The organism is Blastopirellula marina, assembly GCF_002967715.1.
Classification (GTDB): Bacteria; Planctomycetota; Planctomycetia; order Pirellulales; family Pirellulaceae; genus Bremerella; species Bremerella marina_B.
This window is the reverse complement of the sequence record NZ_PUIA01000016.1, coordinates 773302-786162: the sequence shown is the minus strand read 5'-3', so window position 1 is coordinate 786162 and position 12861 is coordinate 773302. Positions and strand designations below refer to the sequence as shown.

The window sequence follows — 12861 nt, the reverse complement described above, 5'->3', positions numbered from 1 at the left end:
TCCCACTTGCCTGATGACATGATGCCCGAACCGAACAGCGAAACGCCCCCTGCCCCAGGCAATCCGTATGCTGCACCCCAGGCGGAAACTGCTGACGTGGTGACAACGGAGATCGAACCGCCGATGGTCGTCCGCTGGCAGTACCCGTGGATCGGGGCGGGCGTTGCGGTTCTGACCAAAGTGATTCTAATGGCAGTGCTCGATACGAACTTGTCGAGCATACCACTTTACGTGTTTGGAAATCTCTACCAGGCGGCCAACCTGGCGATAGGTGGCATGGGTGCCGGGATCGTCGTCGATGCCCTGCGGCAGGGGAAGTTCTCGAAGCTAATGCCGGGGCACTGGGTCATGATGATCGTGCTTGCTACGTTCACTTCGCAGTTGACCGGGGAAATCTGGCAACAGATCGAAACAGGTTCGCTGGGCAGTATCCGTTCGTCATCGTGGTACTGGGTCACGTTGTTGGTCGATTGCAGCATGATGGCCCTCTTCTTCCTGCCGGTGGCCTGGACGACGACCGAGCCACTTCGCTGGAAGATCTTCGCATGGCTGTGCCTCATCGTTTCGTTGATGACGCTGATTCAGTTACCGCTGATTCCGTTTCTCGAAAATAATCACTTCGTCAACCGAATCGCCTGGCTTGGCCATATGGCTCGTACTCTTGGCGGGCCTGGGCTGATCGTTGTTCTGCTCTTGTTGTTCATCATCGAATATGTTTTTGACAGGGCACGCGTCAGAACACGTGATGGCTACCACTGGCTGGGCATCTATGGTCCCTGCGTCCTTGTGCTGATTCTGGCCGCTATGGCGGGGGCATTTTCGTGAATTCTAATCCGTTTCAATCGCCGGTCCTTCCAGAGACCGAACCTCCTTCAAACGGTGCGCAGCCATCGCTGGCGCTGCTTGTTGTGTGCCTGGTGATTGGCAACGTGGTTAACTTCGCCACTTCGTTCTCGTTCTACTTCGATCCCGAATACTCACTGGCAGCTCGACTGGGCTGGCTTCCTGCCGATCTTTGCTATGGCCTTATCTACAGTCTTGGATTGACACTTCTAATTCATGCGTTGTATTACCAGAGACTTTTTGACTTGATGCCGGGACACTGGCGGCTGATCACCTACCTGGGAATGTTCAGCGAGTATGTCTCGGAATACCTGCCATGGATCGTTATCTCGATCTTGCTCGCAATTTTCGTACTCAACAGCCGTGAATCGGAGAACTGGAAGCTGCATACCTGGTTGTGCATTCTTGTGTATCTGGCCGACTACGGCGCACAGCACTTGTCGCTGAGTTTACAAACCATGTCGGTCGATGATGCGGTTTTGATCACTACGCAATATGCCGCACTCTGGTACGCTCTTTTAGGCGTCAACTGGGTGATTTATGTGGCGAACTTTGTGATCGTTCTCGTCATGATCATGGCAATCCGCAAGGACATTCGCCAGGAAGTGGTTCGCGATACCTATCACTATCTGGGTTTGGCTCTGATAGTGATCACACCGACATTGCATAATGCCTATACCTATGTTCTCCAAAGCCAATTGGGTGTTTGAGATTTCGCCACGACAGTAATTACCGCAGTTGCCTGGGTAATTTAGGCGCAAGAAAGAAGTCTCTAGAGCAACGAGCCCCGGTGGATTGCCGCAATGAAGGACTATTGCGAAGCCTAATTCGAAAAAGATCCCCAGGAAAACGCCGAAACTTGCTATTAATAAAACCGTTGACGGCAAGATTTCGCGCGAGACTCCGGCTCGCGTTTTTGCAGAAACATGGTCGACGTTGGCGGGAAAGTTACTTGGCCTGAAGTATCGAACGTGAGGTTCAGAAAAAAAGGCTGGCCGCATTGCTGCGGCCAACCTCCGGCCTGCCCCGAGGAAGTCGTGGGACAGATACGTACCACCTCGAAGCGGCCTAACGCATCGTGGGCAATCTCGCGATTTCTCGACAGAGATCTCGCGGGATGCTTGATCGTGATGAGAGCGCTGAATCCCATGTTCGGATCGTTCCCCTGGCACACAAGTGCCTGGGGAGCTTCTTCATTTCAATTAAATGAACTGCCCCGAAGCAAACACGGTTTGAACAACACTTCACGAGCATGTTATTCGTGAGAATCAAAACAGCAACGTGACTGCTGATCAGTTGAAAAGGGGTGGGTGTGGCGAGAATCGACATCCATTAGATGCAATTCGATAAGGTGGGAGGAGTAACGTCTCGCTGGTGAATCGGAATTTCTTCCATCAACAGCTGGGCGATAAATTGGATCGCGTTGTTGGCGTTGATCATTTCGACCGGATCGAGTTCGCGGCCGAGAGTAAGGAACGATTCAATCTTAGCCGTTACGAGTTCAGCGAACTCGTTCGAACTGGAATCGATCTCCAGAGATTGCTCAGAAAAGGCGTACTTCTTGTGGATTGCAAATCGCAATCTCAATACCGCGAGCTTGGCAGGGATAGCGCTCGCTTCTGGAAAGCCATGGAGCCCAAGCTTATCGGACAGACACTTGATGGCCTGTAGGGTGGATATGCTCTTCATCTAACATTACATCTTCCCCTGTCCCGGGATTCTGTGAATATGCCAGTCTTTTGCGTTACACAGAAGATCGGTCATCTTCCTGTCGCAGTCAAACGACCCTCAGCCAAAAAATAGGTAAAACATGTGAAAAACCCACTAAGCAAACTACGTAGCCCCGGTGAGGGGAGATTGCCGCATTATGTTTCCTTACGCTCACATTATGAGCGTTCTCGTAAGAAAAGATACGAATTGAATTTACGCAGCCCTGCTTACTTCCTGTGGAGTAAGAGTAACTATCGCGAGACACCTGCTCGCTGCTGATTCGATCGTGATACGAAACCGAGTTCCCCCCACACTATCTATGGCAACGACCAACGGCGTGAGGCTAAGGATCTTTACACGCATGGTGAATGGTCGCGCTGTTGATCAGCATACTGGCCGTAAACACCAGACCTCTGGTCATGGCCACGTTTGAGCGATTACAGGTCATTCGCCCGCAGGTCGGCGAGCTTCGCGGATAGCTTCTGCTTGAAATCGGCCACTACGTCCTGGTACTGCGGATCATTGGCCAGGTTGGTGACCTGCTTCGGGTCTTTCTCCATATCGAACAGCTCGATGCCGCCGGTGCCATCTTCCTTGTACTGAATGAACGCCCAGCGGTCGGTTCGCAGCAGGAAGCCTTGTTGTATCGGCGAGACGTTCAAGATTTCTTCGTGAACGCTGGCGCTGGGGTCTTTCAGCATCGGCGTGATGTCTTTCCCTTGCAGCCGGCCTGGTACTTCCAGTCCGCAGAGCGCGGCGGTGGTGGGGTACAGGTCCAATAGCTGCGCGAGCGAGTGGCACACGGCAGGCTTTTGCCCAGGCACTTTGATGATCAGCGGAACGCTGGCCGACTCTTCGTGCAGGCTCACCTTCGCCCAGAAGTCGTGCTCGCCCAGATGAAAGCCGTGGTCGCTGGTGAAGATGACGATCGTGTTGTCGGCCTGGCCACTTGCTTCCAATGCATCCAACACCTTACCTACCTGGGCGTCGAGAAACGCGACCGCGCCGTAGTATCCGCCGACCGCTTTCTTCTGGCGGCGAATGTCCATCTTCATGTTCTTGCTGGTCTTGTAGTTGATGCCCATCTTGGGAATGTCGTCCCAGTCGCCGGGGACTTTCTCGGGCAACTGCTGCTTCGCGTACGGCTTGTAAGGTTCCATGTATTTCGCAGGAGCCACGAACGGCACGTGCGGACGCACAAAGCCAACGGCCAGAAAGAACGGCTTGTCGGCTTTCGCGTGCTGCTGGATGAGTTCGACTGCCTTCTTGGCTGTCTTGCCATCGCTGTGGACCTCGTCGTCGCCGTCGGCCTCGACCACCACGAACGTGTTGCCGCCCACCGCAGGCTTCTTGCCGTCGGGGTTGTTCTCGAGCGTTTCGCCGTCGCCTGGGGCTTTCCATTCAGGGCCGGGGCTGTTGAAACGTTCGACCCAGCACGCGGGATCGTCGGCACCGTTACCCCCTTCTTCAATTCCGCCTGGGACACCCATGTGAAAGATCTTGCTGACGCGAGCGGTGTAGTAGCCACTGCTGCGAAAGTGCTGCGGCCACATGGCTCGCTCGCCAATCTGCGGACGAGGACTCACGTAACCAAACACGCCGGTCGCATGCGGGTAGTAGCCAGAAAGAAACGACGCTCGGCTGGGCCCGCAGTAAGTCGCATTGCAATAGGCACGCGTGAATCGTGTCCCCTGCGCTGCCAGGCGATCGATGTTCGGCGTTTGGCTGACTTGGTTTCCGTAACACGACAATGCGGTTGGCGTGAGGTCGTCGGAAATGATGAACAGCACGTTCATCGATTTGTCGGCCGCATCGCACAGCGAAACGAGGAGCAGAACAAACAGCAGCGCGTTCAGGCGAGTCATCAGCAGGCGTTCCTTGGCAGGGAGGTTTCGCGTCTTAGGGGGAGGCAGGGTCTATTGTAACCGCCATGCGCGAAATTGCACGACACTGATATTCTCTACTTCTCACTGAAAATCGCTTGAGAGGTGTGTGCCCTTCCAATAAGCTTTGCTTGCCTATCCCTACGGGACACCTGTCAGCACGCGTGATTCTTGATGAACGACTCGGCATTACCCGAAAACAATCCCTTTGCTTCTCCCAGCGTGGAAGGAAGTTCGCCTGATGAGGCAACGCAAGACCAAGGGATCCGTTCCTCAGTGCTGGCTATCGGTCTGGTCACGGCGGCTATCCTCGAGGCGACCATTGTCTACGCTCGTTACGCGAACTACGATGCCCCGGCAAGTACCAAGCTAGGTTCGATGGTACTGTTTGTTATGGAGGCAATCGCGGCCGGATTGGGGTTTGCTATCCTGCTGGACTACGTGTTCAAGAAGCGAGTCGACCAGTTTCAACCGGGACACTGGCGGCTGATGGTCTACGGCATCGGATTGATCGGCGCTTTGGTGATGCTGCCGTGGAGTGATCTCGACGAATATGGCTTAACAGAATTCGTCTGGCAGCCGGAACGATTTCGTACGAATTATGCCCGCGACATCTTGGGGGTCATACTCTTTGGCTGGATTCTTCTCACGACACGCGAGGTGGGGACATGGAAGATGTACGCGTGGCTTTCGCTGGCCAGTTTCGCGGCGTCTGTATTGATTGCTCTGGTGGGCCTCTTTTCAAGTTCGAATCAAGATATTTGGACGATGACGGCCCTGATTCTTATGCTCGCCTCGTTCGCAATTCCTGTTATCTCTCTCATTGCAATGTTCGTGGGGATCGTCCTTGATAAACAGAATGGAGTTCGACGAGATCGATACCATTGGCTCGGCATCTTGTTTCCGTTTATCGACTTCCCTTTGTTGCTGGTCGTCCAATTCGCCAAGGACATGTATTTGCTCCAGAGCTATTCGAACTAGCCGATCGGCGCAACGTGCCGGCTAGTTTACATTGCCCCCTCGCTTAAGATCGCTGCCAGCCCTTCGCGGTAGCTGGGGTACTTTGGTTGAAAGCCCAGTTCGGTGACTAGCCGTTGGTTGCTCATCTTGCGGTCGGAGCCTGCTCGGAGGGCGGCTGGGGAGTTGGGGTCTGGCTCTTCGAAGGTGGGCTCGGGGGCGTGCAGCAGCCGGGCGACTTCTCGGTAGTAGTCGCGGCGATCGACGGGACTGCCGTCGCTGACAATATATAAAGGTGAAAACGTCTCGGCGTCGGCTGCCAGGCGGATGGCCTGGACGGCGTCGTCGACGTGGATCAAGTTGAGCGCGCCTCCACCAGGGGCGGGAATGGGCTTGCCGGCCTGGATGTCGGCTGAACGCGGGATCCGCTTGGGACCGTAGATGCCAGCCATCCGCAGGATGACGCTGCGCTGCGACCACACCGGATGGCTGCGCAAATGGTGTTCGGCCTGCAGAAATGCTTTTCCGCCAGGGCGAGCCGGGTCGCACGGAGTTTCCTCGTCAACCGTTTGCCCCTCGGCATCTCCGAAAACGCCGGTCGTGCTGACGAAGATCAGCCGCCGGGTCGTTTCGGGCAGATGCTCGAGGACGCTGTTGAGACCTTCGGCATAGACATCTTCCCGCGAGGCACCACTGCCGGCATCGTAGCCGACGGCGAAAACGACGGTGTCCGCTTCTGGCAAGCTGCGTAAAGTTTCCGGGCGGGTGACGTCGGCGATTTTCGCGCGGTAGCCCTGCTGTTCAAACTGTCGGGCTCGATCCTGGGACCTTGTCGTAGGGAAAACCACATCGCCGGCAGCGTGAAAAGCGGCGGCCAAAGGGATTCCGACATAGCCACATCCAATGATCATTCTTGAGCGTGTTGGCAACGATTTTCCTTCCTAAACGGAGTAGTCCAGGCAAACGCTAAACTCTGACGGGCTTGACGTTTCTGACAATTCTAACAATTCCAAAGCGAGACTACCAAAGTGGTTCGGGGTTGACTAACATGGTGGTAGGAATGCGGTGACAGCAATGCCTACCGAAGTTGGCCCCACCTTCGGCACTAGCCACCAAGAACGTGACAAACTCTTGATCGTATTCCTAGAATAAAACCGAACCCCGATACGACCCCTACGTATTTGAGGTTATCAGTTGAAGTTCTAAAGGGCACATCATGAAACAACGGATCCTCCCCTCCTCTTATCTTTCCGGTAGCGTGGCAGCATCCTTCCGAAAATTTCTGATCGTCTGTGGTTTGATCTTGTGCATGCCGCTTTTGGCCCAAGCACAGGACAAGGGCGCTCCCCAAACTCAACGCACGGCCCACTTCGCCGAGATTCTGACCGGAGACGCTCCGGATAACGTTGCCGATCTGCGTTCGATGGAACAGCAGATTCAATCGGTGAGCAAAAAAGCATTGGCCGCGACTGTTGGTGTGATTGTCGGCCCGGCCCAAGGTTCGGGCGTGATCGTTAGCGAAGACGGACTGATCCTGACCGCTGGCCACGTGATTGGTGCCCCCAACCGCGACGTGACGATTATTCTGAACAACGGCAAGCGCGTGCAGGGGGTGACCCTGGGCACCGACCGCAGCATCGATTCCGGTGCGATTCAAATCACCACGCCTGGTAAGTACGACTACCTTCCCATTCGCCAGGCCAGCGGCCTGCGCGAAGGAGAATGGGTTTTGGTGATGGGGCACGCCGGCGGGATCGTGAAAGATCGTTTGCCGGCCCTGCGACTGGGACGAGTACTGGCTTCCAGCCGCGACGTGATTGCCACCGACGCGACCCTGGTGGGTGGCGACAGTGGCGGCCCACTGCTTGATATTCAAGGCAACGTGATCGGCATCAACAGCCGCATCGGCAACCGAATCACGGCCAACTTACACGTTCCTTCCACACGCTACCTCGAAGACATCGAACGACTGAAAAAGTCGGAAGTCTGGGGTCGACTGGGAGGAACGCAACCTTATTTAGGTGTACGTTGTGAGTCTGACCGGCAGGAAGTCGTTGTCACACACGTCACCCCGGGTTCCCCGGCAGCAGTAGCGGGAATCCAAGAAGGGGACGAGATCTTGCAGCTCAACGAGCGCAAGATCGGAACCTTCGATGATTTGAAGCTGATGGTAAATCAGTATTCTCCGAGCGATCGCATTAAGGTACGGATACGGCGCAGCTCGGGCAGCGTAATTACTCTTGAAGTTGAACTTGCAGATCGTCGCGAGTTGGACCGGAACTAGAGTAACCCTGGGAAGAAACAGGCTTACAGCCACTTATTTGCCTAGAGTATCACTAGAGTAAGCACAGCCTTGCTGCTGGCTTGCCAACCGTACCACCTTTCGACGAAACAACGGAGTGACCACATGCCCCGGTTTCGTTTGAATACTTTGCTGTCCTTTTCGGTCATGGCGACTTTGTCATTGGCGCTAGTAGCCCCGACACCGGTCATCGGCCAGGTTTTTGAAAGCGACGGCATCGCGATGCGTTTCATGAAACGCGTCCACCAGCGCAGCAGCAGCGAAGTTCTGGGTGCGTTCAACTCGGTGGTGAGCCATACCCGCCGAGCGACCGTCGAACTCAAGCGTGGCGGCGAGCGCGTTGCCATGGGTGGGATTGTCGATCCCAACGGTTTGATCGTCACCAAGGCCAGCCTGGTAAACACCTACAACAACGATGCTCCTCTGGTCGCTGAACTATCCAACGGCGATCAATACCTGACGAGCGAAGTCGCCGCGATCGATAAAGAAAACGACCTGGCTCTGCTCCGCATCGATGGGAAGAACCTGCCGGTGATGGAGATCGCCCAGACCAATAAGCTGTCGCTGGGCAGCTTGCTGGCCACGGCCGGTCTGGCCGAAGAGCCGGTCGCGATTGGCGTGTACGGTCTCGATCCGCATAAGGTCGACATGAAGAACGCCATGCTGGGCGTGATGCTCTCGCGTGAGCCTGGCCCGGCAACGGTCGACATGGTGGTCGAAAAGAGTGCCGCCGCCAACGCCGGCATCCTGGCCCAGGACATCATCGTTTCACTCAATGACCTGGTCATCGATTCTGGCAGCCAATTGATCGAAACGGTTCGGACCTTCGAGCCAGGCGATTCGCTTCGCGTGAAGCTGATGCGAGCCGACAAAGAAGTTTTGCTGAGCGTCGTGCTGGGGGAATGGGTTGCCGGTCCGAACCAGGCTCGTCACGAGTTCCAGAATCACCTGGGAGGCGAACTGAGCACGCGTCGTAGCGGCTTCCCTTCGGTCTTTCAGCACGACAGCTACTTGCAGCCTGAGCAGTGCGGTGGACCGGTCGTTAACCTCGACGGCCAGGTCGTCGGGCTGAATATCGCTCGTGCTGGCCGCGTGGCTACCTACGCGATTCCTGGCTCGGTGTTGTCGGAATCGATCGCCAAGATGCTGTCCGCAGCTGGAGCGACGAAGAATCAAGACCTCGTCCAATCGCGTCTGAGTGCCAAGCCGGTGATCTCTGAAAATGATGAATCTGCCCTGGCACCTGGCGAGACCCGCTGGATTCCACGCGAGACGTCGAAGTAGAATAGGGAAGTCCTAAGAGGATTACCCCAAACTACCAGCGAAGTTTTCAGTTAGAAGTGTTCCGCTACTACGGAAGCGGAACGCGACAAACTGAGCACCTTAGAATCAGGCTATCATGCAAGACAAACTAGCCGAGCTGCGCGAAACCCTTGCCGAACTGCAGCGAGAACTACGTGAAGTCGACCAACTAGACACCGACACCAAGTCGCGTCTGGAAGGGGTCATGGAATCGATCAACGACGCATTGCATCGTGAAGACACCGAGGCCCTGACCCACCCTTCGCTACGGGAAACGATCAACGAGCGGAACTCGCAGTTGGAAGACAACAGCTATCCTTCGCTTACTCGCATTCTGACCAACCTGGCCGATATTCTCGGCAATAGCGGCCTGTAGACATCTTGGCCTGGAAGCCACCAACCTGCGTGCTTTGACCTGGTAGGGCTTTTGCGGGACGCGCTCAAAAGTGGCTTCTGCAAGAACAGCCCAACCTGCGGCTTGCTATGCCAAGGCGATACTGCCCTGGCGGAGGCAACGAACCCGCGGATCTCCTTCTCGTGTAGCCAACACCCAGGGAGGATGCTATCCGCTAAACGGATTGTCGGAGTTGGTCGTCGGCTCAGGCATCTCCGTTCTGTCGGCCAGGCAATAGGTATGGTAAAGCACCGCGTACGAGGCACTCAGCCAGATGATGGCCGGCACGATACCAATCAAGCACAGCAGTAACCCGGCAATTCCAATCAGGATCGACATTCCCATCAAGCCGAACAAGATCCATTCGCGGCCGTCGGTTATGCGCCAGCTTTCCTTCATCGCATCGATCGCGCCCATCTTGCGATCGACAATCAGGTACTCCACGAAGGCTAGTTTCACCAACAAATAGAGCCCTGGCACAATCAACAAAAACAGGCCAATCACGACCAGGATGCCCTTCAGAAATCCTGCTCCCACTGCATTCAGATAATTGCGCGCAAACGCTCCGAAAATGTCGTTCAATGTGAATGGCTCGTACCGAGCCGCCTTAAGGAAGACCCACGACAACCCCATCGAGACCGGCGCTGCGACAAAGATAGAATAGACCTGCGAAAAGACCCACAACCCGATCGCCGTTTCTTGATCGGACGGAGATACAAAGTTATCGAGCTGATCCGCGGGAGCTCGCACGATCATACAAACCAGCGTGTACCCTAGAAACGGCCAGAAGCAAGCGGCCATCAACTCCCAGCCGACCTTGAGTGCCCCCATGCAAGTTCCATCGCACACCATCCCCGAGCGGTTACCAGGCATGACCGGGGCGCTGACGATTTCGGATTGAGGAGACGAAAAAGGGTTTTCCGGCTGCGGATCGCGGGAGAAGTCGCTTGTCAAAACTGCTTCCTTACAGGCAAACGCTCATTCTTTGAGTGTCGAAAATATTGTGACAACCAATACCGGCTACTTCCCGCCCAGCGAAATCAAGTGCGAGTAGGTTCGCAGGTACATCACGCCATCGGAAACCGAAGGCGTTGATTCGCTTCCTTCACCGAGGTTCGTTTCACCGAGAACTTCCAGGTTTGTATCGGCCGAGACAACCATCAGGTTCCCTTCTTCCGAAAGACAGAACAATCGGTTGCCGACGCGAATGGGTGACCCATAGTAGTTGCCGCCGATACGTTTCTGACCGAGCACCTTGCCGGTCTTGGCATCCAGGCAGCTAACAATGCCCTTGTCGTACCAGACAAAGACTTTGTCGTCGTAGGTAACAGGAGTCGGTACGTAGCTGGCCTGGCGCGAGAGACGCCACGCCAGTTTGGGTTGGCCACCGTTGGGATCGACCGCGCTGACGGTGTTGCCGCCCCCGCCTGAACCGCTGGAGCCGAGAATGAAGTCTCCTGCGATCACCGGCGACGAAACACTGCGCATGTTGAAGACCTGCTCGGCCCACAGTTGTTCGCCCGTTTCTGGATCGTGTGCGGCGATGCCATGAGCACTGCTGTTGGCGATCAGCACCTTCTTGCCATCTTTCATCTGGTAAACGCAAGGAACCGAGTAAGCGGCAACGTCGCTGTCTCGCTTGGTCTCCCACAGCTTCTCGCCGGTCTTGCGATCGAACGCCACCAGGCGACTGATTCCGATCGGTCGATCTTTCACCTTACGTTCGTCCCCTAATTGCATCAGAGAAATGACCAGCTTGTCTTCGAAGATCATAGGAGACGTGCCGAAGCCATGCTGGCTGACCCATGGTCCCAGGTCGACTTGCCAGGAAGGTTCGCCGTCGTGGTTCAACGCCACCAGTTGCGTGTGATCGTCATCGGCCCAGGCCACGTAGACATGCACTTCGTCCACGGCCGGGCTGCACGAGGCATAGCTGCTCTTGGTATGCAGATGACTGGCCGCGGCGGCGAACTCTTTCTGCCAGATGGTCTTGCCGGTCTTGGCGTCGAGACATTGAACGTACCGCAGCCCCGTATCGGGATCGGCGCTCATCAAAAAGACACGGTTGCCCCAGATTGTTGGGGATGAATGGCCAATGCCAGGCAACTTAACCTTCCAATTGAAGTCGGCCTCGGTCGGTGCCGAAGGAATGTTCGCGTCCGGCGCGATGCCTTCTCCGTTAGGCCCACGGAAACGTGTCCACTCTTGGGCGACGACGGAAGAAGCAACGACACTCGTCAAAACAACGGCGAGCATTAAGCGACATGTCGACATGGTTTTCTACCGAATAGAAAAAGGCAGGAATTCAGGAAGGAGCAATCGCCTTCGATGGTAATCGGTTTTTCGGCGTATTTCCACGGAGGAAGCGCGGAATGACGGGTAAAACGACCGATTACTGGGCGTGCGGCGATAGAAGCGCGAGATTTAGGACCCGCGGCACTTATTCAGAACTTACCTTGCGCGAGTCGAGGCTGGCGATCCATTGCACGACGCGGTGGTCCATCCAGCGGCGATCGGGCACGATGCTCTTCGGGGCGATGAAGCCCAGGTGGCCGCCGCCGCGAGTGATTTCGAGTTCGACACTGCCGCTGCGTGGGTGCTTGTCGAAGATCTCGACCGGGACGACGCTGTCGTCATCGGCGGTGAGAATGAGTCCCGGGATGTTGATGTTGGGTAGTACGCTGGCCGAACTCGCTTTGGCGTAGTAATCTTCGGCCGATTCAAAGCCGCACTGCGGAGCCGTGAAAATCGAATCGAACTCGATGATACGCCCAGGCTTCTCGGTGAAGCGGAAACCGTCGTAGAAGTTTTCGTCCTTGGCCAGACGTCCTTCGACCAGGTTGACCAGTCTTCGCGAGAAGTCCCAATCGTACAGACGATTGAAACCGCGGTTCATATTCCGGCAACAGTAGGCCAGGTCGATCGGTGGTGCGACGGCGATCACGCTGTCGACCCCGCCGATGCGTCCGCTACCCATCTCGCCGGAGAGCTTGAGGACGATGTTGGCCCCCATGCTGAAGCCGCACAAGGTCAGGGGTGAACCGAGACACAGTGCACTGATGGTCTGCACGCAGTGGGCGATATCGTCGCTGCATCCGGCGTGGAAAGGACGTTTGGCCAGGTGATGCCCTGCCCCGCATCCTCGCAGATCGACCCGGAAAGTACGGATGCCAAGAGAGTTTAGCTTATGAGAGATTCGCACCAGGTAACCGCTGCTGTGGCAGCCCCCCAGGCCGTGAATCATCAGGACGGTGCGATCTCCTGGCTTCCAGTCTTTTGGGCAGTCATCGTGCAGGACAATTTGGTCACCGTCTTCAAAAAGGACCAAGTGCTGCCGCGCGGTGTACGGAATATTGTGGCCATACCAGTACGCACCGAGGATGGTCTGCGCGTGGGAATTCCGCAGCAGTGGATGAGGCTTGAAGGGCCTCACCGAGGTCAGAACGTAAGGAGATCGGGCCAACATCGTT

General features: G+C 55.9%; 12 protein-coding genes. 6 read left to right on the top strand and 6 right to left on the bottom strand.

What is annotated here, in order from left to right:
• The first annotated feature begins 18 nt into the window (after window positions 1–18).
• Window positions 19–825, top strand: coding sequence for a hypothetical protein (locus tag C5Y96_RS05060; RefSeq protein WP_105350523.1), 807 nt, complete (start codon window positions 19–21; stop codon window positions 823–825).
• Complete coding sequence (locus C5Y96_RS05055; RefSeq protein ID WP_105350521.1) at window positions 822–1553, top strand: hypothetical protein; 732 nt, start codon at window positions 822–824, stop codon at window positions 1551–1553. Before C5Y96_RS05060 ends, C5Y96_RS05055 begins: the two co-directional genes overlap by 4 nt.
• A gap of 622 nt (window positions 1554–2175) precedes the next feature.
• On the opposite strand, the gene C5Y96_RS05050 is transcribed toward C5Y96_RS05055, so the two are convergent.
• Together C5Y96_RS05050 and C5Y96_RS05045 are read right to left on the bottom strand one after the other, a co-directional pair.
• Window positions 2176–2532 carry a hypothetical protein gene (locus C5Y96_RS05050; protein WP_105350518.1) on the bottom strand — a complete coding sequence of 119 codons (357 nt, stop codon included), beginning with the start codon at window positions 2530–2532 and terminating at the stop codon, window positions 2176–2178.
• A gap of 458 nt (window positions 2533–2990) precedes the next feature.
• Window positions 2991–4418 (bottom strand): sulfatase, encoded by a 1428-nt coding sequence (locus tag C5Y96_RS05045; RefSeq protein WP_105350516.1) that lies wholly within the window; start codon window positions 4416–4418, stop codon window positions 2991–2993.
• Between the two features lie 192 nt (window positions 4419–4610).
• Between C5Y96_RS05045 and C5Y96_RS05040 the strand changes: the two genes are divergently transcribed.
• Window positions 4611–5417, top strand: a complete 807-nt coding sequence (locus tag C5Y96_RS05040) for a hypothetical protein (RefSeq protein ID WP_105350513.1) — start codon at window positions 4611–4613, stop codon at window positions 5415–5417.
• Window positions 5418–5443: 26 nt separating this feature from the next.
• Here C5Y96_RS05040 and C5Y96_RS05035 read toward each other — a convergent pair whose 3' ends face one another.
• Window positions 5444–6322, bottom strand: a complete 879-nt coding sequence (locus C5Y96_RS05035) for an SDR family oxidoreductase (RefSeq protein WP_146115517.1) — start codon at window positions 6320–6322, stop codon at window positions 5444–5446.
• A gap of 287 nt (window positions 6323–6609) precedes the next feature.
• On the opposite strand from C5Y96_RS05035, the gene C5Y96_RS05030 reads away from it, so the two are divergent.
• From C5Y96_RS05030 to C5Y96_RS05020, 3 genes are all read left to right on the top strand, one after another.
• Window positions 6610–7677 carry a S1C family serine protease gene (locus C5Y96_RS05030; RefSeq protein WP_105350508.1) on the top strand — a complete coding sequence of 356 codons (1068 nt, stop codon included), beginning with the start codon at window positions 6610–6612 and terminating at the stop codon, window positions 7675–7677.
• A gap of 123 nt (window positions 7678–7800) precedes the next feature.
• Window positions 7801–8979 carry a trypsin-like peptidase domain-containing protein gene (locus C5Y96_RS05025; protein ID WP_105350505.1) on the top strand — a complete coding sequence of 393 codons (1179 nt, stop codon included), beginning with the start codon at window positions 7801–7803 and terminating at the stop codon, window positions 8977–8979.
• A 115-nt stretch (window positions 8980–9094) separates the two neighbouring features.
• The gene (locus tag C5Y96_RS05020; RefSeq protein ID WP_105350503.1) at window positions 9095–9373 is read left to right on the top strand and encodes a DUF4404 family protein; all 279 of its coding nucleotides are present in this window, start codon (window positions 9095–9097) and stop codon (window positions 9371–9373) included.
• A gap of 186 nt (window positions 9374–9559) precedes the next feature.
• Here the strand turns inward: C5Y96_RS05020 and C5Y96_RS05015 are convergent, their stop codons facing one another.
• The 3 genes from C5Y96_RS05015 to C5Y96_RS05005 form a co-directional block, all read right to left on the bottom strand.
• Complete coding sequence (locus C5Y96_RS05015) at window positions 9560–10345, bottom strand: hypothetical protein (RefSeq protein ID WP_105350501.1); 786 nt, start codon at window positions 10343–10345, stop codon at window positions 9560–9562.
• Between the two features lie 66 nt (window positions 10346–10411).
• Entirely contained in the window at window positions 10412–11665 is a 1254-nt protein-coding gene (locus C5Y96_RS05010) for a PQQ-binding-like beta-propeller repeat protein (RefSeq protein ID WP_105350499.1), read from the bottom strand.
• Window positions 11666–11831: 166 nt separating this feature from the next.
• Window positions 11832–12857 carry a YheT family hydrolase gene (locus C5Y96_RS05005; protein ID WP_105350498.1) on the bottom strand — a complete coding sequence of 342 codons (1026 nt, stop codon included), beginning with the start codon at window positions 12855–12857 and terminating at the stop codon, window positions 11832–11834.
• Between the last annotated feature and the right edge of the window lie 4 nt (window positions 12858–12861).